Genomic DNA, 20,134 nt, shown 5'->3' with positions numbered 1-20,134 from the left:
ACCCGCGGCTTTGACTTGCGGCATGGATCGGGGTGGGGTCAATCGGCCAGAAAGCGGGCGTAGCGGGCCAGGTCCACATTGCCGCCACTGATGAGCACGCCCACGCGCTTGCCGCGCACGTCCACACTGCCGTTGCACACCCCGGCAAAGGCCAGGGCCCCCGTGGGCTCCACCACCATCTTCATGCGCTCTGCAAAAAAGCGCAGGGCCTGCACCAGCTGCTCGTCGGTGGCGGTGACCATGTCTTCCACCCCCTTGGCAATGATGGGAAAGGTGAGTTGCCCCAAGGCCTGCGTTTGTGCGCCGTCGGCAATGGTGTGGGGCGTGGCAATCTGCACGATGTGCCCGGCTTTGAAAGACTGCTGCCCGTCATTACCCGCCTCGGGCTCCACGCCCACCAGGCGGCATTGCGGGGCCACGGCCTGCGCGGCCAGTGTGCTGCCGGCCAGCAGGCCGCCACCGCCCACGCAGACGAACAGGTAGTCCAGGTCGGGCACCTCGTGCAGCAGCTCCAGGGCGGCAGTGCCTTGCCCGGCGATGACGTGGGGGTGGTCAAACGGCGGCACCAGGGTCATGCCGCGCTCTTGCGCCAGGCGCTGGCTGATGGCTTCGCGGTCTTCGGTGTAGCGGTTGTAGGTCACCACCTGCGCGCCGTATTCGCGGGTGGCGGCCATTTTGGCGGCGGGTGCGTCTTCGGGCATGACGATGACGGCAGGCATGTCCAGCAGCCGGGCCGACAGGGCGATGGCCTGGGCGTGGTTGCCTGCAGAAAACGCCAGCACGCCGCGCTCGCGCTGCTCGGGCGTGAACTGTTGCAGCGTGTTGTACGCCCCGCGAAACTTGAAGGCGCCGGTGCGCTGCAGGTTCTCGCACTTGAAGAAAATATGTGCCCCGGTGCTCTCGTCGGCACTGGTAGAGCGCAGCACTGGCGTGCGGTGGGCAATGCCTTGCAGCCGCTGTGCGGCTGCGGTGATGTCATCAAAGGTGGGCACAGGCAAGCGGGTCATGGTCATGAAAGGGGGCCTCCGCGCGAGCGGCTGGCCCGCGCACGACAAAACGCTGCAAACACTGTGCATCATAGGCATTGCACCAACTGCGTGCAAAAAATGGGTTCTGGCGCCCGCAAACAGGGCGCAAGCAGCTATGAAATTTGAAGTCCTTCAAAGGACTGCTGGTTATACTGCAGGCCTCCTTTTCCCCCCATGGGTCCTATTCTTATGCAACAGTCTCGACGCATCTTTGCCCTGGGCTTTGGCCTGGTCGCCTCGCTTGGTTTTACCGTGGGGGCTTTGGCCCAAGGCACCCCGGCGCGGGAACTCACTGTCGCTTCCAGCGCCACTTACGCGCCCTTTGCGTTCGAAAACAAAGACAAGCAGATCGTCGGTTTTGACATCGACATCATCAACGCCATTGCCAAGCAGCAAGGGCTCAAGATCAAGGTCATCAACACCCCCTGGAGCGGCATTTTTGCGGCCCTGAACAATGGCGATGTGGACCTGGTGATCTCTGGCGTCACCATCAACGACAAGCGCCGCCAAAGCTACGACTTTTCCAACCCGTACTTCGCAGCGCACCAGCTGATTGCCGTGCCCAAGAGCAGCACGGTGGCCACCCTCAAGGACCTGAACGGCAAGAAAATTGCCGTGGTGAATGCCTCGACGGCCGACGATGTGGCCTCGCGCGAGTTCGGCAAGACCAGCCCCAACATCCGCCGCTTTGAAAGCACCCCGCTCATCATCTCCGAGCTGGCAGGTGGCGGCGTGGATGCCGCCATTGGCGACAACGGCGTGATTGCCTACCGCGTGAGCCAGAACCCCGCCCTCAAGACGGTGGAAGACCCGAGCTTTCCGGAAGAGGGCTTTGGCATTGTGGTGAAGAAGGGCGACAAGCCCCTGCAAGACAAGCTCAACGCAGGCTTGGCCGCCATCCGTGCCGATGGCAGCTATGGCGAAATCTACAAGAAGTGGTTTGCCAAGGAATACAAGGCCCGCTGATCGCTGCCTGTGGGTTTGCCATGCACTGCGGCCGCGTTTGCGGCCGTTTTTGCTGGGGCGCAACGCTATTTGCTATTGCTATTGATTGGGAGGGGTGATGGAACCTGAACTGTGGTTTGGCTGGTTCCGGCCGGACATTCTGGTGGAGTACCGTGAGCTGTTTTGGCGCGGCGCGCTGATGACGCTGGGCATGACGGTGGTGTGTGTGCTGCTGGGCGGTACCTGGGGCCTGTTGCTGGCGCTGGCCCGACTGGCCCAGGCACGCCACGCGCCCTGGAACTGGGTGTGCCGCTTCTTGCTGCGCTGGCCCTCGACGGTGTATGTGAGCTTTTTCCGGGGCACGCCGCTGTTTGTGCAAATTTTGCTGATGCACTTTGCGGTGATGCCGCTGTTCATCCACCCCGTGTCAGGGCTGCTGATTGATGGCGAGCTGGCGCGCACGCTCAAGCAAGAGCATGGGGCGCTGATCTCGGGCATTGCAGCGCTCACGCTCAACTCGGCCGCCTACATCTCAGAGGTGTTCCGCGCGGGCATTCAGTCCATCTCCAAGGGGCAGTTTGATGCGGGGCGCTCGCTGGGCTTCACTCCCATGCAGGTGATGCGCTATGTGGTGCTGCCGCAGGCCTTTAGGCGCATGCTGCCGCCACTGGGCAACAACATGATTGCGCTGCTCAAGGACACGTCGCTGGTGTCTGCCATCGGCCTGGCCGAAATGGCCTACGCCGCACGCACGGTGGCGGGGGCTTATGCGCGGTATTGGGAGCCATACTTGGCCATTTCATTGGCCTACTGGCTCATGACGCTGGCGCTGACCACCGCCTTGCGGCGGCTGGAATACCACCTGGCGCGCAGCGACCGCAGCTAGTTTGACTTATTAACCCGCCGAATCGCTGAACCGCTGCAGTGGCGTGAGCGCAGGGAAGTTGCCCGCGCGCTTTTGCTTCATGGCGGTGACGGATTCGCGCACATGCTGGTTGCTCCAGATCGCGCCCTGCAGCCAGCCCATCTGGCGCAGGCTGTCTTCCACCGAATGGTCGCGGGCGTAGTGGATGGCCTGCTTGGTCCCCCAGATGGCCACGGGTGGCTTGCTGGCAATCTCTTGCGCGCACTGAAGGGCTGCGGCCACCATGGTCTCTTGCGTGTCAAACACTTCGTTGACCAGGCCATAGCCCTGGGCCTTGGCCGCGCCCAGGCGGCGGCCGGTGTAGGCCAGCTCTTTCATCACGCCCAGCGGGATGAGTTTGGGCAGGCGTTGCAGCGTGCCCACGTCGGCCACCATGCCGATGTTGATCTCCTGGATGCAGAAGAACGCATCCTGCGTGGCGTAGCGGATGCAGGCGGCTGTCACCATGTCCACCGCGCCGCCAATGCAGCCGCCGTGGATGGCTGCAATGACGGGAATGCGTAGGTTTTCCAGCCGCGTGAAGGTGGCCTGCATGTCGGTCAGCAGGTCAAAAATGGCTGCGCGGCCCTCGGGGCTTTGGTCGTCCATGGTGATGGCGCCGCCAAAGGTTTCGAGCGCCATGCCCGCACTGAAGTGTTTGCCCGTGCTGCTGATGACCAGCGCCCGTGCCTCGCCCGCCTGGTGCAGGTGGGCCAGCACCGCGTCCAGCTCACGCCAGAAGGTGGGATGCATGGTGTTCAGGGCCTCTGGCTTGTTCAAAACCAAGTGGGCCACCTGCGCGGTGGTGCTGAGGGTAAAGCAGGTGAGGGCGGTGATGTCGGTGTTCATGGCCTGACACTCTAGGGCGCCCGCCTGTTGCTGTTCGTCGCCTGGGCGACTTTGGGTTAAATGGGCCTCTAGCGCTTGAAGTAAAAGCGCTGGCAGCTATTGTTTTGATAGCGATTTGCGATTTGCGATTGGTGCTGGGCTGTCGCGGGTGCCCGCTAGGGATGTCCTGCATAACCCTCGCGAGGCGGTGGTAGTGCGGGTCGGGATGGGCCACAAGGCATCTTTTTGCAGCCAATAGCGTGCTATTGGCAAGAAAAGCAACGCAGTGGATCGCCCGAAGCCGTGCTATCACAGTCCGCAGGGAGTTATGCCGGACATCCCTAGGGCCTACCCGGCGTGGACTCAATCGCCGCCCCCGCCGCAGCCACCTCCACAGCCACCCCCGTCGCCGCCGCCATCGCCTCCTCCACCCCCGCCCCCGCCTCCGTCCGAGCTGTCGGCCCCGCCAAAGTCGCCTGAGCTGCCGCTGTAGCCGCCGTCCGAAAAATCGGTGCCGCAGTAGGGGGAGCCGCCGCAGCCGCTGTTCGAGCTGGCCGCTGTGGTGCTCGGCGCGCCCGTCAGGCGGCAGTCGGGTACATAGTGAAACCCGTTGGGGATGGCGAACTTGGCATCCAGGGCAAACAGCAGGGGCAGGCGGCTGGGGGCCTTGGGGTCGATGGACTCTTCCTTGCAGGCCCAGAACCAGGCGCGCCGCAGGCCGTCGTTGTGCATGCCCCTGCGGCCCAGGGCTTCGGCCGGGGTGTGGTGCAAAAAGCGGCCCAGCGCATGGGTGCACCACAGCTTGTAGGCCTGCGTGTGCAAGATGAATTCATGCCACAGCACATCGACCGCCTGTGAGGGCATGGCCACAAACTGGCGGCTGCGCAGGCAGGCGAGGAAGAACTGCCGCAGGCCCCGTTCGACCAGCTCGCCATCCTTGGCGCTCAACTGCGGGTAGGCCTCGCGCAGTTTGCGCTGCAAAAAGCGGGGCAAGGGGGCTTCGCGGATGTAGCGCTCACGCGCTGCTGTGGTTCGCTGGATGCACAGCGCGGTCATCGCCACGGTGGCAATGAAATACAAGACCCAGTACCAGTGAGGGCGCCACAGGCCTGCGGCCACCCCGACAAAGCCCAGTATCCAGCCCACGATGGCGGCGAACATGGGCAGCTGGCCCCAGCGCAGCAGTGCGATTTCGGTTTTTGTCATCGATCCTCCTTTGTTGTTGTTTTTGTTGGGATCGATTCAACGCCTGTTTTGTGACGAATTGGTGACTGTCATATGGAAGTCACAGGTCTCCTGGTGGTGCGCTGCCTAAAGATTGGGTGGGCTGTAGCGCTGGGGATACACCGGGCAGCGCCTGCGCTGGCAACCGCCCGGGTTTTGCTGTGAACCGGCTTTGAGCGAAATCAGCGCCGCTTGCCGCTGCCGCCAAAAATACTGCCCAACACGCCGCGCAAAATCTCCTTGCCCAGCGTTGTGCCCATTGTGCGCACGGCGGACTTGGCCATGGTCTGGGCCAGGCCATCGCGTTTGCCGCCGCGGGGGCCGGTGGTGCCAAACAGCACGTCGTTGAGCCCGCCCAGCAGCCCTCCGCCCGCATCGGCTGGTGCTGCTGGCGTGCCAGGGCTGGATGTGCCATTGGTGCCGTTGCTGCCCGTGGACGGCGCCTGCGTTGTGGCTTCGTTGGTGCGGCCTTTGAGCTTTTCGTAGGCCGATTCACGGTCGATGGCCTTTTCATACACGCCTGCCACCAGGGATTGCGCCAATAGTGCCTGGCGCTGCGGTGGGGTGATGGGGCCCAACTGGCTGGCCGGGGGCAGCACAAACACGCGCTCGGTCACGCTGGGGCGGCCCTTGGCGTCCAGAAAGCTCACCAGCGCCTCGCCCACGGCCAACTCGGTGATGGCGGTTTCAATGTCCAGCCCGGGTTTTTGCCGCATGGTGGTGGCCGTGGCCTTCACGGCCTTTTGGTCGCGGGGGGTGAAGGCGCGCAGCGCGTGCTGCACGCGGTTGCCCAGCTGCGCTAGCACGCTGTCGGGGATGTCGAGCGGGTTCTGCGTGACAAAGTACACGCCCACGCCCTTGGAGCGCACCAGGCGCACCACCAGCTCAATGCGCTCAATGAGCACCTTGGGCGCTTCGTTGAACAGCAAGTGGGCTTCGTCGAAGAAGAACACCAGTTTGGGCTGCTCGGGGTCGCCGATTTCGGGCAATTGCTCAAACAACTCAGACAGCATCCACAACAAAAAGGTGGCATACAGGCGCGGCGCGTTCATGAGCTTGTCGGCCGCCAGGATGTTGATGACGCCATGGCCATCCACGGTCTGCATGAAATCCTGGATGTTGAGCATGGGCTCGCCAAAGAACTGCGTACCGCCTTGCTGCTCGATCTGCAGCAGCCCGCGCTGGATGGCTCCCACGCTGGCGGAGCTGACGTTGCCATACTCGGTGGTGAAGTCCTTGGCGTTGTCGCCCACATACTGCAGCATGGCCCGCAAGTCCTTGAGGTCCAGCAGCAGCAGGCCGTTGTCATCGGCAATCTTGAACACCAGGTTGAGCACGCCCAGCTGGGTTTCGTTCAGGTTGAGCATGCGGCCCAGCAGCAGCGGGCCCATGTCGGAGATGGTGGCGCGCACGGGGTGGCCTTGCTCGCCAAACACATCCCACAGCGTGGTGGGGCAGGCCTGGGGCGCTGGCAAGTCCAGCCCGCGCTCTTTGAGCACGCCTGCCAGCTTGTCGCCGATCTTGCCCGGCTGGCTGGCGCCGGTGAGGTCGCCTTTCACGTCGGCCATGAACACCGGCACGCCGATGCGAGAAAAATTCTCGGCCAGGGTTTGCAGGGTCACCGTCTTGCCGGTGCCCGTGGCGCCGGTGATGAGCCCGTGGCGGTTGGCCAGCCCTGGCAGCAGGTGGCATTCGGTGTCGGCGTGCTTGGCAATCAGCATGGGGTTGGCCATTTGGGGTTTCCTCGGGGTACGGTCTAGGAGCCTGTCGGACTTGGAAATCGTCGGCTGTAAATCGACCGCAGCGGTCCATTTTCCACCGTCTTTTTGCCCCATAGCTGGGCTATGAGGCTGCAAATCCGGCAAAAACTGTCCTCGCTGGGGCCGATTTTCGCTTTCGACGCTCCAAGTCCGGCAGGCTCCTCGCAAAAAGTAAAATCAGCAGGCTAGATTAAATCAATACAAAAGGATCTCTCGTGGCAGGACACAGTAAATGGGCGAATATCCAGCACCGTAAGGGGCGCCAGGATGAAAAGCGCGGCAAGATCTGGACCCGCATCATTCGTGAAATCACTGTGGCGGCCCGTGCCGGTGGCGGCGATCTGTCTGCCAACCCCCGCCTGCGCCTGGCGGTGGACAAGGCCAAGGCGGCCAACATGCCCGCCGACCGCATCAAATACAACATCGACAAGGCCACGGGCAACGCCGAAGGCCTGACCTACGAAGAAATCCGCTACGAAGGCTATGGCATTGGTGGCGCCGCCATCATGATCGACACCATGACTGACAACCGTGTGCGCACCGTGGCCGAAGTGCGCCACGCGTTCAGCAAGCACGGTGGCAACATGGGCACCGAGGGCTCGGTGGTGTTCCAGTTCAAGCACTGCGGCCAGCTGATTTTTGCCCCCGGCACCAGCGAAGACAAGGTGATGGAAGTGGCGCTGGAGGCGGGCGCTGAGGACGTTGTGACCGATGACGACGGCGCGGTAGAAGTGCTGACGGCCCCGGCCGACTTCGAAGCGGTGAAGAACGCCCTGGAGGCCGCAGGCCTGACGCCTGAGGTGGCCAGTGTGACCATGCGGCCTGAGAACACGATTGAGCTGACGGGCGACGATGCCGCCAAGATGCAAAAGCTGCTGGACGTGCTGGAAGACCTGGACGATACGCAAGAGGTTTATCACAACGCGGCGCTGTGAAGCTCCCCCTGAGCGGCTTTGCCGCTTCCCCCTCTCTCGCTGCGCGGGAGGGGGACAACGCCCTCGCTGCGGGGCGGCCCTTGCTCGGCGTTCCTGGCCTGGGCCGCGCCAGTTGCGCCGTCTTGTGTGCGTTGTCTAGCGCAATGAATAACTGAGATTTTCCCCGGAGTTTTGGCTGCCAGCAATGTTGCAGCGCCAGGATTTCACTAAAGGTTCCTATGAAAGTACTTGTGATTGGTGGCGGCGGCCGTGAACACGCAATGGCCTGGAAACTGAGCCAGTCGCCCAAGGTGACGAAGGTGTACGTGGCCCCAGGCAATGGCGGCACGGCTTTGAACCCCAAACTCGAAAACGTGGCCCTGAGCGATGTGCGCGAGCTGCGCCAGTGGGCCCAGGTCGAGAAGATCGCCCTGACGGTGGTGGGCCCCGAGGCACCGCTGGCCGCAGGTGTGGTGGACGAGTTCCGCGCCAATGGCATGCGTATTTTTGGCCCCACCAAGGCGGCAGCGCAGCTGGAAAGCTCCAAGGCTTTCTCTAAGGCGTTCATGCGCCGCCACGGCATTCCTACGGCCGATTACGACACCTTCACCGACCCAGCCGAAGCCCACGCCTTTGTGGACCGCCTGGGCGCCCCCATCGTCATCAAGGCCGATGGCCTGGCCGCTGGCAAGGGCGTGGTGGTGGCTATGACGCTGCAAGAAGCCCACGACGCCGTGGACTTCATGCTGGTGGACAACAAGTACGGTGTGGCTCACAACGAGGGCGGAGCCCGCGTGGTGATCGAGGCGTTTTTGGAGGGCGAAGAAGCTTCCTTCATCGTCCTGTGCGACGGCAAGAACGTGGTGGCTCTGGCCACCAGCCAGGACCACAAGCGCCTCAAGGACGGCGACGAAGGCCCCAACACGGGCGGCATGGGCGCGTATTCGCCCGCGCCTGTGGTCACGGCCGATGTGCATGCCCGCGCTATGCGCGAAATCATCCTGCCCACCATCCGTGGCATGGAAAAAGACGGCATTCCCTATACCGGCTTCTTGTACGCCGGTTTGATGATTGACGCCAAGGGCCAGCCCAAGACGCTCGAGTTCAACTGCCGCATGGGTGACCCAGAGACCCAGCCCATCTTGATGCGCCTGAAAAGCGACTTCAGCGATGTGATGGCCGCCGCCGCCGATGGCAAGCTCGACCAGCTTGAGCTGCAGTGGGACCGCCGCACCGCCTTGGGCGTGGTGATGGCTGCACACGGCTACCCAGACAGCCCACGCAAGGGCGATGTGATCACCGGCGTGCCGCTGTTCAACGAGTCGGACACGGCTTTGGACCATGCCGTGGTGTTCCACGCGGGCTCCACATTGGAAGATGGCCAGTTGAAGGTGTCTGGCGGCCGCGTACTGTGCGTAACGGCGCTGGCCGATACCGTCAAGCAAGCGCAGCAAAAGGTGTACGAAGTGGCCAAAAACATCCAGTTCGACGGCGCGCAGTACCGCACCGACATTGGCTACCGCGCTGTGAAGTGAGGCCTCTTTTGCCGCCACGGCGTTCCCCGCTCAAGGGGCGCCGTGGCGGCAAGGCTGTTTTTGTTCGGCGCCTTTGAATAGGTTCTTGTGCCTGCGCCGCGCCAGTTTGCGGGTGTGCTCGGCACCCCGCGCAACGGACCACCAAAATGCAACAACCCGGATTGAACCCCGCCACCACTGTGGCCACTGTGCGCAGCTACTTGCTGGGCCTGCAAGCGCGCATCACCGAAGCGCTGGAGGCTCTGGAAGGCGAGGGCGGGGCGCGCTTTTTGGCCGATGCCTGGAGCAAGCCACCGGGCGAGCCGCTGCAGGGCGATGGCGTCACCAAGATCATGGAAGGCGGCCGGGTGTTCGAGCGCGCAGGCTGCGGCTTCAGCCATGTGCGTGGCCCGCAGCTGCCGCCCTCGGCCACGCAGCACCGGCCCGAGCTGGCGGGCGCGCCGTTCGAGGCCATGGGCGTGTCGCTGGTGTTCCATCCACGCAATCCCTATGTGCCCACGGTGCATATGAATGTGCGCATGATTGCGGCCGGCCACCCTGGCCAGGCACCGACCTGCTGGTTTGGCGGTGGTATGGACCTCACGCCGTACTACGGGTTTGAGGAAGACGCCGTGCACTTTCACCGCACCTGCCGCGATGCGCTCAGCGCCTTTGGTGACGACAAGTACCCGCGCTTCAAGCAGTGGTGCGACGAATACTTCTACCTCAAGCACCGCAGCGAGCAGCGCGGTGTGGGCGGCGTGTTCTATGACGACTTTTCGGAGCTGGGCTTTGACCAGAGTCTGGCGATGACGCAGTCGGTGGGCGACGCCTTCCTCAAAGCCTATTTGCCCATCGTGGAAAAGCGCCAGGACACACCCTATGGCGAGCGCGAGCGCGACTTCCAGCTCTACCGCCGGGGCCGTTATGTCGAGTTCAACCTGGTGTGGGACCGGGGCACGCACTTTGGCCTGCAGTCGGGCGGGCGCACCGAGTCGATCCTGCTGTCCATGCCGCCGTTGGTGGCCTGGTCGTACCAGCGCCAAGCCGAGCCGGGCTCGCCCGAAGCGGCCTTGATGCAACAGTTTTTGGTGCGGCGCGACTGGCTGTAGCCAGTGCACTGCCGTGTTTTAGGGCCTGCCAATCAGGGGTCTTGAACCCCGCCACGGCCCAAAAGCTATAATTTCAATAGCTGGCAGCGCTTGATCTATAAGCGCAAGAGGCCAAAAACACCTATTAACGCCTCTGCGCCCGTGCGCAACACCCAAGGCGTAGCCCCTCTGGCTGTGCGCTGCGTTGCGCGCTATATTGATTCCACCCTTTCTACTTCTCTGCCTGATGACCACCTCCACCAAATCGGAAACCGCTGCCAAAAAAGACGTGACCAAGCTCCAGCGTGCCATCGTTGATGGCCTGGAAGACGTCAAGGCGCAAGACATCCAGGTCTTCAACACCGAGCACTTGTCGCCGCTGTTTGAGCGGGTGATCGTGGCATCGGGCACCTCCAACCGCCAGACCAAGGCGCTGGCCGCCAGCGTGCGCGACGCCGTGAAGGAAGCGGGTTTTTCCAAGCCCCGCATCGAGGGTGAAGACAACGGCGAATGGATCATCGTGGACTGCGGCTCGGCCGTGGCACACATCATGCAGCCCGCCATCCGCCAGTACTACCGCCTGGAAGAACTGTGGGGCGAAGTGCCCGTGCGCCTGAAGCTGGGAGCGGCCAAGCCGTCTTCCACGGCTGCCGCCGATCTGGCTGACAAGAAGTCGGCCCAGAAGGCTGCCAAGTCGGATGCGAAGACTGCAGCCAAGAAGGCCCCCGCCAAAAAGGCGGCGGCTGCACCTGCAGCGCCTGCCCGCTCTGGCAAGGCCACCGTGAAGGCTGTGGCCAAGACCGCGGCGAAAACGGCTGCAAAAACCGGTGCCAAGGCAGCGCCTGCCAAATCGGCCGCCGCAAAAACTGCCAGCGCCAAGCCCACCGCAAAGACTACGGCCAAGACCACCGCAGCCAAACCTGCCAGCAAGGCAGCTGGCACTGCAGTCGCCAAGAAGCCCGCAGCCACCAAGGCACCGGTCAAGACCGTGGTCGTCAAACCTGTGGGCGCCAAGAAGCCTGCGGCCAAGAAGTCGCCCGCCGCCAAGGCCCCCGCACGCGCAGCGGCCAAGCCCGCTGCAAAAACCGCAGCCAAGGCCGCCCCGAAAGCTGTAGCCAAGCCTGCCGCAAAGCCCGCCGCCAAAAAGGCCCCGGCCCGCAAGGGCTGATCGGTCTGCACGCTGCGCGCCCGGCGGGTCTGGGCGTGCCAGCAGCCCTCTTTCTCACGCACCCAGGTTGATCCATGAAGCTGCTGATTGTTGCCGTCGGGCAGCGGGTGCCCGATTGGGCGCAAACCGCCTACGACGACTACGCCAAACGCTTTCCGCCCGAGCTCAAGGTCGAGCTCAAGGCCGTCAAAACCGAGCCACGCGGCTCCAAGACGCTGGAGACGCTGTACGCCGCAGAGCGTGAGCGCATCGAAGCCGCCATCCCACGCGGCACCCGCGTGGTGGCACTGGACGAGCGCGGTACCAACCTCACCACCAAGGCCCTGGCCGATCGGCTCAAGGGCTGGCAGCTGGGTGGCGACGACGTGGCCCTGGTCATTGGCGGGCCCGACGGGCTGGACCCAGCCTTTCGCCAGGCGGCGCATGAACGTATCCGCCTGTCGGATTTGACGCTGCCCCACGCCATGGTGCGTGTGCTGCTGATAGAGCAGCTGTACCGGGCCTGGTCTGTGAACGCTGGGCACCCTTACCACCGCGAGTGAGGCGTGCGTGCTTTGCGCTGGCTTACAAATTGCTCTTGTTTTTATAGCTGCTGGCGCTTGGTGAGAAAGCGCTAGAGCCGATTTTTATTCAAAATCTGTTCATGCCTGACTTCATCTACCTCGCCTCCCAAAGCCCGCGCCGCCGCCAGTTGCTGGAGCAACTGGGCGTGCGCCATGAGCTGCTGTTGCCCAACGTTCAGGGCGACGTGACCGAAGACGCCGAGGGCATCGAAGCCGTGTTGCCTGGCGAAAGCCCCGACGACTACGTCATGCGTGTCACCGGCCTCAAGCTCGATGCCGCCGTGGCCCGCTGCGCCCGCCGTGGGCTGCCCTCAGCCCCCATCCTGTGCTCCGACACCACCGTGGCGCTGGGCCCCACCATCTACGGCAAGCCCGACGATGCCGCCCATGCGGCGCGCATGCTGGCCGAGCTGTCGGGCCAGACGCACCGGGTGCTCACAGCGGTGGCCGTGCAGGCGGGGCAGGGTGGGAAAGGCGCAGTGGCCCAGCGGCTGCAGGCGTTGTCGGTGTCTGAGGTGACCTTTGCACCGCTGACCCCTGCGCAAATCGCCGCCTATGTGGCCACGGGCGAGCCCTTGGGCAAGGCCGGGGCCTATGGCATTCAAGGCGCAGCCGCTGCCTTCATCCCTGTGCTGCATGGCAGCTATTCAGGCATCATGGGCCTGCCTATGTTTGAGACGGCCCAGCTGCTGCGCTCCATCGGTTTTGCTGTCTAAGTCTTCACTGCATTCACACCATGGCCGCCTCCATCCAACAAGACATTCTGATCAACTGGTCACCCCAGGAAACCCGCGTGGCCGTGGTGGAGCATGGCGCAGTGCAAGAGCTGCACCTGGAGCGCACGCTGGAGCGCGGGCTGGTGGGCAACGTCTACCTGGGCAAGGTTTCGCGCGTGCTGCCGGGCATGCAGTCGGCCTTTATCGACATTGGCCTGGAGCGCGCAGCCTTCTTGCATGTGGCCGATGTGTGGCACCGCCAGCCCGATGGCGAACCACCATCGTTTGCCCGTAAGACCGAGCCGCAACTGCCCATTGAAAAGCAAGTGTTCGAGGGGCAGTCGCTCATGGTGCAAGTCATCAAAGACCCCATCGGCACCAAAGGCGCGCGGCTGTCTACACAGATCAGCATCGCGGGCCGCCTGCTGGTGTTTTTGCCGCAAGACGACCATGTGGGCGTGTCGCAGAAGATTCCGCCTGCCGAGCGCGATGCTCTTCGGTCTCGCCTGCAGGCCCTGGTGGGTGACAAGTCCACGGGTGGGGGCGGTGGCTTTATCCTGCGCACCAACGGCGAAGACTCCACGGACGAAGAGTTGGCCGAAGACATTGCCTACCTGCGCAAGACCTGGGCGCGCATCAAAGAAGCCTCGCTCAAGCTGCCTGCGGGCTCGCTCTTGCACCAGGATCTGGATTTGCTGCAGCGCGTGCTGCGCGACCTCGTGGGTGATCACACGCAGACCATCCGTTTGGATTCGATGGAGCAGTTCCACCGCCTGCGCGCGTTTGGGCAAGAGTTCATGCCCGCCGCCGCTGGCAAGCTGCAGCATTACAAGGGCGAGCGGCCCATCTTTGACCTGTACTCCATCGACGAAGAAGTGGCCAAGGCCCTGGGGCGCCGGGTGGAGTTGAAATCGGGCGGCTACCTCATCGTGGACCAGACCGAGGCGCTGACCACTATCGACGTGAACACCGGTGGCTACGTGGGTGCCCGCAATTTCGACGACACCATCTTCAAGACCAACCTGGAGGCCGCGCAGGCCATTGCCCGCCAGCTGCGCCTGCGCAACCTGGGCGGCATCATCATCGTGGACTTCATCGACATGGTGCGCGAGGACCACCAGCAGGCCGTGCTGTCCGAGTTCAAGAAGCAGCTCGCGCGCGACCGGGTCAAGACCATGTCGTCGGGCACGTTCTCGCAACTGGGCCTGGTGGAGATGACGCGCAAGCGCACCCGCGAGTCGCTCGCCCACATGCTGTGCGAGCCTTGCGAAGCCTGCCAGGGCAAGGGCAGTGTGAAGACTGCGCGCAGCGTGTGCTACGACATCCTGCGCGAGATCTTGCGCGAAGCCCGTCAGTTCAACCCGCGCGAATTCCGCGTGGTCGCCTCCGCGCGGGTGGTGGAGCTGTTTTTGGACGAGGAAAGCCAGCACCTGGCTGGCCTCTCGGATTTCATCAAGAAGCCCATCTCGCTGCAGGCCGAGAGCGCGGTGGGGCAGGAGCAGTACGACATCGTGCTGCTGTAGCAGCCACGTTGTTCGACTGCTTGCCTCAGGCCTCGATCTGCATCGCAGGGCGCGCCTGCACCTGGGCCAGCCAGGTCTGCACATGCGGGTGCGCATTGACCGGCGCTCCCAGGTACACGCTGTAGCCCAGCACCGAGCCCACAACCAAGTCCACCAGCGAATAGTCTGCGCCGAGCATCCAGGGCTGCTTTGCCAGCCGTGCGTCCAGCAGCGCCAGCAGATCGTTCAGCCCCGCAGTGGCTGCCTTCGCATAGGCAGGGCTGCGCAGTGCCTCGTCGCCCTGCGTCGCCACATGCAGGTGCTTGAGGACCGTGCCGTAGGTCACATACGCCCAGGTGCACCATGACAAGGCCTGCAGCGCCTCGGGCGTGCCCGCAGTGGGCCACAGCCCGCGCTCGACGCCGTAGCGGTGGCTCAGCCACAGGTGGATGGCCAGGGCCTCGAACATGGGGGCGCCGTCCACCGTCAGCGTGGGCACCTTGCCGTTGGGGTTGAGGGCCAGGTACTCCGGGCGGTGCTGTTCGCCAGCGCGGATGTCGATCTTCACGCGCTCGTGGGGCACGCCCAGCTCGGTAAGTGCGCAGGCGATGGGGGTGGCACTCGACATGGGGTGCCAGTACAGGACGATGGACATCGAAAACTCCTTGGGGTGGTGGGTAAAAGGTGGCGCCACTGTAGAAGCCATTGCGGACAATTTCGGTCCGCAATCCACCGTACAGTCGCACCATGCTGACTTCATCGACCCGGCTGCTGCGCCTGCTGTCCCTGTTGCAAACCCGTAGCCACTGGTTGGGGTCCGAACTGGCCGAGCGCCTGGAAGTGCACCCGCGCACCTTGCGGCGCGATGTGGACCGCTTGCGCCAGCTCGGCTACCCGGTGCAGGCCAGCAGTGGCGTGGCGGGCGGCTATGCCTTTCGCGCGGGGCAGGCGCTGCCCCCGTTGCTGCTCGACGACGAAGAAGCCCTGGCCGTATCGATTGCGCTGCGCACCGCCACCGCGGGCGCCGTGGTCGGCATTGAAGAGCCCGCCTTGCGCGCCCTGGTCAAGCTGGAGCAGGCCATGCCCCTGCGGCTGCGCGAACAGGTGGACGCTTTGCGCTCCACCATCCTGCCCCTGGACCGCGTCGGGCCGGTGGTGGAGGCCTCGCTGCTGGCCACGCTCGCGTCGGCCTGCCGCGACCAGTTGCGGCTCGGGTTCTCGTACGAAGACGGCAAGGGGCGTGCCACCCAGCGCGCCGTGGAGCCGCAGGGCATGGTGCACACCGGCATGCGCTGGTACTTGGTGGCGTGGGACTGCGACCGTGGCGATTGGCGCACCTTCCGCATCGACCGCATGGTGGCAAAGCCCGAAGTCGGCGCGCATTTTTCACCGCGCCCCGGGCCGGACGGCGGCGACCTCAAGGCGTATGTGTCGCGCTCCATCACTGAAGCGCCGCACCCCGACCAGGCGCGGGTGGTGCTGCACGCACCTTACGCAGACATGGCGCGGCGCATTCCGCCGTCGGCGGGTGTGGTCACGGCGCTGGCGGATGGGCAGCGGTGCCAGCTGGAATGCGCTGCCAATGACTCACTGGTGTTCTGGCTCATGGCGCTCAACGTGGAATTCGAGGTGCTGGCGCCCGCATCGCTGAAGGAGAGGCTGCGCGTGGCGGGGGAGCGGGCTTTGAAGTGCACAGCCTGAGGGCTAGGAACCAGTACTAAGAGCGGCTAACAAAACTCAGCGAAGCGGTTCTGGCTAGGCGCGGCGTACCAGGCAGTACGCGTAGTACGACAAGACGCGGCAACGACGCCAGAAGAGTTTTGTTAGCCGCTCTAAGGCACGAACCGGTACCCAATCCCTGCCTCGGTCACCAAGTGCCGGGGCATGGAGGCGTTGTCCTCCACCTTCTTGCGCAGATTGGCCAGATGCACGCGCACATAGTGCGTGTCCTCCGCGTGGCCCGGCCCCCACACGGCCTTGAGCAACTGCTGGTGGGTGATGACTCGGTCGGGTTGGGATGCGAGGTGGGTGAGCAGCTTGTATTCGATGGGCGTGAGGTGCAGGGCCTCGCTGCCATGCCCTTCCGTGTGGCGCTCCACGGTGCGGCGGGCCAGGTCCACGGTGATGTTGCCGAACTGGATCACGGGTATTGCCTCGGCGCTGGATGCCCGCTGGCTGCGCCGCAACTGGGCGCGCACGCGGGCCATCAGCTCGCCCGAGCCAAAGGGCTTGACCAGGTAATCGTCGGCCCCGGCGTCCAGCGCCGCGATCTTGCTGGCTTCGGCGCTGCGGGCCGAGAGCACGATGATGGGCATGGCCGACCAGGTGCGCAGGTCGCGGATCAAATCGACGCCATCCCCATCGGGCAGGCCCAGGTCCAGCACCACCAGGTCGGGGCGGCGGGTGCCGGCTTCAATCAGGCCGCGCTGCAGCGTGGCGGCCTCGTGCACGGTGTGGCCTTCGGTCTCCAGCGTCAGGCGCACAAAGCGGCGGATATCGGCTTCGTCTTCAACGATGAGGATGTGCGTGGGCAGGTCGGTCATGGCATGGATGCAAGGGTGTCAGGCGTCGGCGTCGTCGCCCAGGTCGGTGGGCGGTGTGCCGCGTGGCAGCAGCAGCGTAAAGCGCGCACCTGCAGGCTGGCCCTGTGCGTTGTGGATCGTATCGCCCCGGATGCTGCCGCCATGCGCCTGCACGATGGCGCGGCAAATCGCCAGCCCCAGGCCTACACCGGGCGTCGCGCTCTCGCGGGCGCCGCGCTCGAACTTTTCAAACAGCAACTCTTCGCGCCCTTTGGGCAGGCCAGGACCTTCGTCGGTGAGGGTCAGTGCCACCGCGTCGCTTTGCGGCTGCGCGCTGATGTGGATGGTGGTGTCTGCGGGTGTGTATTTGGCGGCGTTTTCCAGCAGGTTGACCAGCACACGCTCCATCAGCACGGCATCGATCTGCAGCAGCGGCAGGTCGTCGGGCAGAGTCACTTCGACCCGGTGCGCAGCGATGGCCGGGGCGCTGGCGGCGAGGGCGCTGCCCACCACTTCTTCCAGCGGCTGCCAGGCCTTGTTGAGCTGCACGGCCCCGGCCTCCAGGCGGGCCATGTCCAGCAGGTTGTTGACCAGTGCACTCATGCGCTGGGCGGATTGCTGGATCGCGCCGGTCAGCTCTTGTTGATGGGCAGGCAGGGGCGGCTGCACCATGGCCAGTGATTCGGCCAGGCCGACCAGCGAGGCCAGCGGCGTGCGCAGATCGTGCGAGATGGCCGACAGCAGCGAGTTGCGCAGCCGCTCGGACTCGATCTGTACCGTGCTTTTTTGCGCCACGTCGATGTAGTGGATGCGTTCGAGCGAAATGGCGAGCAGCGAGGCGCAGGTCTGCAGCAGGCGGCGCGGTTCTACGCCCGGCACCTGGCCTTGCGGCATCGCCACCACCAGCACGCCACGGATGCGCATCGGCGCCTTGAGCGGCAGCACCAGCGTGGGGCTGGAGTGCAAGGTGTCCGTGCCCCGTCCCGCAGGTTCGCCGCGCTCAAAAGCCCATTGCGCCACGGCCAGGTCCACAGGGGCGGTGCCGCCGGGCAGCACTTGCAGGCGGTTGTCGTCGTCGGCCACCACCAAGGTGCTGCCTGCGTTGAATTCGCCCGTCATGAAGCGGGCGCCAATCTCGGCCACCTGGTCGGGCAGCAGCGCGGCAGACAGGTCCCGTGCCATGTCGTACAGGCTGCGCACGCGGTGTTCGCGGTCGGTGGCGGCCTCGGCCTGCACCTTGAGCCCGGCGGTGAGCTGGCCCACCACCAGGGCCACCACCAGCATCACGGCGAAGGTGACGACGTACTGCGCGTCGCTCACCGCAAAGTTGAAGCGGGGCGGCACAAAGAAGAAATCAAAGAACCCCACGCCCAGGAACGCGGCCATGATGGCCGGGCCGCGCCCGAATCTGAGAGCCACCCCCACCACCACCAGCAAAAACAGCATGACGATGTTGGTCAGCTCCAGCACATTGGCCAGCGGTGTGGCAATGACGGCGGCAATGCAGCAGGCCAGGGCGGCGGCGATGTAGCCGGGCCAGAAGGGCGGGCGCGTGGCGGACGGGGTGGTGCTAGCGATGGGCTTGGCGTTGTCTGCCGGGGTTGTGCTGCCTGTTCGGCCCACCAGCGTGCCGACCTGCAGCAGGTCGAGGTCGCTCGCCAGTTGGCCGACCTGCTCCGCCAGTGTGGCTTGCCACGGCCAGCGGCGCGTGCTGCGCCCCATCACCACGCGCACCAGGTTGTGTTCGCGCGCATAGCGCACCAGGGCCTGGGCGGGCTGCGCGGCAGGCAGCACGGCGCAGGCGGCGGCGCCCAGTTGCTGGGCGATTTTCAGCGTGCGCTCCACCTGCGGGTGCAGGGTGGCCGACTGGCCTTGCTGCTCGGGCGTTTCCACATGCACGGCGTGCCAGGGCAGGTCGAGCTGGGCGGCCAGGCGGGCGCAGCTGCGCACCACTTTTTCGGCGTTGTCGCCCGTGCCCACGCAGGCCAGCAGGGCCTCGCGGTTGGGCCACACGGCCTCGGCGGTGGTGGTGCTGGCGCGGCGGTAGGCGCGCATTTCGTCGTCCACCCGGTCGGCGGTGCGGCGTAGGGCCAGCTCACGCAGGGCCAGTAGGTTGCCTTTGCGGAAAAAGTGGGTGGCAGCACGCTCGGCCTGCTGGGGAAGGTAGACCTTGCCGGCTTTGAGGCGCGCCAGCAGCTCGTCGGGCGGCAGGTCGACCACCACCACTTCATCGGCCGCGTCAAAGAACTGGTCGGGCACCGTCTCCCACACGCGGATGCCGGTGATGCCGCTCACGATGTCGTTCAGGCTCTCCAGGTGCTGCACGTTCATGGTGGACCACACGTCGATGCCTGCAGCCAGCAGCTCTTCAGCGTCTTGCCAGCGCTTGGGGTGGCGCGATCCGGCCACGTTGCTGTGGGCCAGTTCGTCCAGCAGCACCAGGCCCTCTGGGTGCGCAGCGCCCCAGGCCAGGGCGGCGTCCAGGTCAAACTCGGGCAGGGTGCGGTCTTTGTAGGGCAGGGCGCGCAGCGGCAGGCGCGGCAGGTGCGCGGTCAGCGCCTCGGTGTCGGCGCGGCCATGCGTCTCGACCACGCCAATGGTGACGGGCAGGCCCTGCACTTGCGCTGCCCGGGCGGCAGACAGCATGGCAAAGGTCTTGCCCACCCCCGCACAGGCGCCAAAAAACACCTTGAGCCGCCCGCGCTGCTGCTGGGCCTGCTCTTGCTGGATGCGCTGCAGCAGCGCGTCGGGGTCGGGGCGATCCTGCATGGGCACAGTGTATCCACCAAATATGAATCAAATCGGCATCTGGCGCTTGTACATAGAGCGTAAGCAGCTATTTATTTGATAGCGAATCGAGTGCCAGGTTCAGCGCCAGCACATTCACGCGCGGCTCGCCCAGCAGGCCCAGCCAGGGGGTGTCGGTGTGCTGCTGCACCAGGGCCTGCACCTTTGCCAGCGGCAGGCCATGGGCCTTTGCCACGCGTTCGGCCTGGTAGTCGGCCGCAGCGGGGCTGATGTGCGGGTCCAGCCCGCTGGCCGAGGCCGTGACCAGGTCCACGGGCACGGGGCGGGTGTTGCCGGGGTCGGCGGCGCGCAGGGCGTTGATGCGTGCCTTCACGGCTTCGGCCAGCGCCGGGTTGGTGGGGCCCAGGTTGGAGCCACCCGAGGCCGATGCGTTGTACGGCATGGGTGCCGTGGCCGAAGGGCGGCCCCAGAAGTGGCCGGGCTCGGTGAACGACTGGCCGATCAGCTCCGAGCCCACCGCCTTGCCACCTTGCGTGATGAGGCTGCCGTTGGCTTGGTGCGGGAAGGCCGTTTGTGCCACGCCGGTCACGGCCAGCGGGTACAGCAGGCCGGTGACGATGGACAGCACGACAAACAGCGTGAGGGCAGGGCGCAGCAGGCCGCCTGGGCTGGCGGGCACGTCGTCGCGGGGGATACGGATAGGCATA

18 protein-coding genes are annotated in these 20,134 nt (G+C 64.9%); 10 read left to right on the top strand and 8 right to left on the bottom strand.

Translation table 11 applies throughout. The features are described from left to right. Positions 1-38: 38 nt before the first annotated feature. Positions 39-1,013 (bottom strand): threo-3-hydroxy-L-aspartate ammonia-lyase, encoded by a 975-nt coding sequence (locus tag CLU88_RS05005; protein ID WP_099655646.1) that lies wholly within the window; start codon positions 1,011-1,013, stop codon positions 39-41. 204 nt (positions 1,014-1,217) lie between these two features. Here CLU88_RS05005 and CLU88_RS05000 point away from each other — a divergent pair, with 204 nt between their 5' ends. Then, complete coding sequence (locus CLU88_RS05000; RefSeq protein ID WP_099655645.1) at positions 1,218-1,994, top strand: basic amino acid ABC transporter substrate-binding protein; 777 nt, start codon at positions 1,218-1,220, stop codon at positions 1,992-1,994. A 97-nt stretch (positions 1,995-2,091) separates the two neighbouring features. Beyond that, positions 2,092-2,859 carry an amino acid ABC transporter permease gene (locus CLU88_RS04995; RefSeq protein ID WP_162995947.1) on the top strand — a complete coding sequence of 256 codons (768 nt, stop codon included), beginning with the start codon at positions 2,092-2,094 and terminating at the stop codon, positions 2,857-2,859. Positions 2,860-2,868: 9 nt separating this feature from the next. Here the strand turns inward: CLU88_RS04995 and CLU88_RS04990 are convergent, their stop codons facing one another. The 3 genes from CLU88_RS04990 to CLU88_RS04980 form a co-directional block, all read right to left on the bottom strand. Continuing rightward, positions 2,869-3,726, bottom strand: coding sequence for an enoyl-CoA hydratase-related protein (locus CLU88_RS04990; RefSeq protein WP_099655643.1), 858 nt, complete (start codon positions 3,724-3,726; stop codon positions 2,869-2,871). A gap of 342 nt (positions 3,727-4,068) precedes the next feature. Beyond that, positions 4,069-4,911: a hypothetical protein gene (locus CLU88_RS23085; RefSeq protein ID WP_099655642.1), complete on the bottom strand. Its 843-nt coding sequence runs from the start codon at positions 4,909-4,911 to the stop codon at positions 4,069-4,071. A 200-nt stretch (positions 4,912-5,111) separates the two neighbouring features. Next, positions 5,112-6,662, bottom strand: a complete 1,551-nt coding sequence (locus tag CLU88_RS04980; protein WP_099655641.1) for a helicase HerA-like domain-containing protein — start codon at positions 6,660-6,662, stop codon at positions 5,112-5,114. A gap of 242 nt (positions 6,663-6,904) precedes the next feature. Between CLU88_RS04980 and CLU88_RS04975 the strand changes: the two genes are divergently transcribed. From CLU88_RS04975 to rng, 7 genes are all read left to right on the top strand, one after another. Continuing rightward, positions 6,905-7,624: a YebC/PmpR family DNA-binding transcriptional regulator gene (locus tag CLU88_RS04975; protein ID WP_099655640.1), complete on the top strand. Its 720-nt coding sequence runs from the start codon at positions 6,905-6,907 to the stop codon at positions 7,622-7,624. 218 nt (positions 7,625-7,842) lie between these two features. Then, a complete protein-coding gene (purD, locus tag CLU88_RS04970; RefSeq protein ID WP_099655639.1) occupies positions 7,843-9,138 on the top strand; it encodes a phosphoribosylamine--glycine ligase in 1,296 nt (431 codons plus the stop codon). Positions 9,139-9,284: 146 nt separating this feature from the next. Beyond that, positions 9,285-10,229: an oxygen-dependent coproporphyrinogen oxidase gene (hemF, locus tag CLU88_RS04965; RefSeq protein ID WP_099655638.1), complete on the top strand. Its 945-nt coding sequence runs from the start codon at positions 9,285-9,287 to the stop codon at positions 10,227-10,229. 226 nt (positions 10,230-10,455) lie between these two features. Next, the gene (gene rsfS, locus CLU88_RS04960; protein WP_099655637.1) at positions 10,456-11,376 is read left to right on the top strand and encodes a ribosome silencing factor; all 921 of its coding nucleotides are present in this window, start codon (positions 10,456-10,458) and stop codon (positions 11,374-11,376) included. 74 nt (positions 11,377-11,450) lie between these two features. Beyond that, positions 11,451-11,918: a 23S rRNA (pseudouridine(1915)-N(3))-methyltransferase RlmH gene (rlmH, locus tag CLU88_RS04955; RefSeq protein ID WP_066690244.1), complete on the top strand. Its 468-nt coding sequence runs from the start codon at positions 11,451-11,453 to the stop codon at positions 11,916-11,918. Positions 11,919-12,019: 101 nt separating this feature from the next. Then, positions 12,020-12,655, top strand: a complete 636-nt coding sequence (locus CLU88_RS04950) for a nucleoside triphosphate pyrophosphatase (RefSeq protein WP_099655636.1) — start codon at positions 12,020-12,022, stop codon at positions 12,653-12,655. Between the two features lie 32 nt (positions 12,656-12,687). Then, the gene (rng, locus tag CLU88_RS04945; protein ID WP_099658662.1) at positions 12,688-14,178 is read left to right on the top strand and encodes a ribonuclease G; all 1,491 of its coding nucleotides are present in this window, start codon (positions 12,688-12,690) and stop codon (positions 14,176-14,178) included. Positions 14,179-14,203: 25 nt separating this feature from the next. On the opposite strand, the gene CLU88_RS04940 is transcribed toward rng, so the two are convergent. After that, positions 14,204-14,812, bottom strand: coding sequence for a glutathione S-transferase family protein (locus CLU88_RS04940; RefSeq protein ID WP_099655635.1), 609 nt, complete (start codon positions 14,810-14,812; stop codon positions 14,204-14,206). A gap of 92 nt (positions 14,813-14,904) precedes the next feature. Here CLU88_RS04940 and CLU88_RS04935 point away from each other — a divergent pair, with 92 nt between their 5' ends. After that, a complete protein-coding gene (locus tag CLU88_RS04935; protein ID WP_099655634.1) occupies positions 14,905-15,858 on the top strand; it encodes a YafY family protein in 954 nt (317 codons plus the stop codon). A 131-nt stretch (positions 15,859-15,989) separates the two neighbouring features. Here the strand turns inward: CLU88_RS04935 and CLU88_RS04930 are convergent, their stop codons facing one another. From CLU88_RS04930 to kdpC, 3 genes are all read right to left on the bottom strand, one after another. Further along, positions 15,990-16,700, bottom strand: a complete 711-nt coding sequence (locus tag CLU88_RS04930) for a response regulator (protein ID WP_099655633.1) — start codon at positions 16,698-16,700, stop codon at positions 15,990-15,992. Between the two features lie 18 nt (positions 16,701-16,718). Beyond that, positions 16,719-19,448 (bottom strand): DUF4118 domain-containing protein, encoded by a 2,730-nt coding sequence (locus CLU88_RS04925; protein WP_099655632.1) that lies wholly within the window; start codon positions 19,446-19,448, stop codon positions 16,719-16,721. A 67-nt stretch (positions 19,449-19,515) separates the two neighbouring features. After that, complete coding sequence (kdpC, locus tag CLU88_RS04920; protein WP_099655631.1) at positions 19,516-20,133, bottom strand: potassium-transporting ATPase subunit KdpC; 618 nt, start codon at positions 20,131-20,133, stop codon at positions 19,516-19,518. Position 20,134: the final 1 nt, after the last annotated feature.

The sequence above is a fragment of the Acidovorax sp. 56 genome, from assembly GCF_002749705.1.
Taxonomy (GTDB): domain Bacteria; phylum Pseudomonadota; class Gammaproteobacteria; order Burkholderiales; family Burkholderiaceae_C; genus Acidovorax.
This window is presented reverse-complemented; position numbering and strand designations above follow the sequence as displayed.

Bases quoted from the DNA above. Each gene is read 5' to 3' on its own strand.
- CLU88_RS05005 (WP_099655646.1), bottom strand. From the start codon at position 1,013: ATGACCATGACCCGCTTGCCTGTGCCCACCTTTGATGACATCACCGCA.
- CLU88_RS05000 (WP_099655645.1), top strand. From the start codon at position 1,218: ATGCAACAGTCTCGACGCATCTTTGCCCTGGGCTTTGGCCTGGTCGCC.
- CLU88_RS04995 (WP_162995947.1), top strand. From the start codon at position 2,092: ATGGAACCTGAACTGTGGTTTGGCTGGTTCCGGCCGGACATTCTGGTG.
- CLU88_RS04990 (WP_099655643.1), bottom strand. From the start codon at position 3,726: ATGAACACCGACATCACCGCCCTCACCTGCTTTACCCTCAGCACCACC.
- CLU88_RS23085 (WP_099655642.1), bottom strand. From the start codon at position 4,911: ATGACAAAAACCGAAATCGCACTGCTGCGCTGGGGCCAGCTGCCCATG.
- CLU88_RS04980 (WP_099655641.1), bottom strand. From the start codon at position 6,662: ATGGCCAACCCCATGCTGATTGCCAAGCACGCCGACACCGAATGCCAC.
- purD (WP_099655639.1), top strand. From the start codon at position 7,843: ATGAAAGTACTTGTGATTGGTGGCGGCGGCCGTGAACACGCAATGGCC.
- hemF (WP_099655638.1), top strand. From the start codon at position 9,285: ATGCAACAACCCGGATTGAACCCCGCCACCACTGTGGCCACTGTGCGC.
- rsfS (WP_099655637.1), top strand. From the start codon at position 10,456: ATGACCACCTCCACCAAATCGGAAACCGCTGCCAAAAAAGACGTGACC.
- rlmH (WP_066690244.1), top strand. From the start codon at position 11,451: ATGAAGCTGCTGATTGTTGCCGTCGGGCAGCGGGTGCCCGATTGGGCG.
- CLU88_RS04950 (WP_099655636.1), top strand. From the start codon at position 12,020: ATGCCTGACTTCATCTACCTCGCCTCCCAAAGCCCGCGCCGCCGCCAG.
- CLU88_RS04940 (WP_099655635.1), bottom strand. From the start codon at position 14,812: ATGTCCATCGTCCTGTACTGGCACCCCATGTCGAGTGCCACCCCCATC.
- CLU88_RS04935 (WP_099655634.1), top strand. From the start codon at position 14,905: ATGCTGACTTCATCGACCCGGCTGCTGCGCCTGCTGTCCCTGTTGCAA.
- CLU88_RS04930 (WP_099655633.1), bottom strand. From the start codon at position 16,700: ATGACCGACCTGCCCACGCACATCCTCATCGTTGAAGACGAAGCCGAT.
- CLU88_RS04925 (WP_099655632.1), bottom strand. From the start codon at position 19,448: ATGCAGGATCGCCCCGACCCCGACGCGCTGCTGCAGCGCATCCAGCAA.
- kdpC (WP_099655631.1), bottom strand. From the start codon at position 20,133: ATGCCTATCCGTATCCCCCGCGACGACGTGCCCGCCAGCCCAGGCGGC.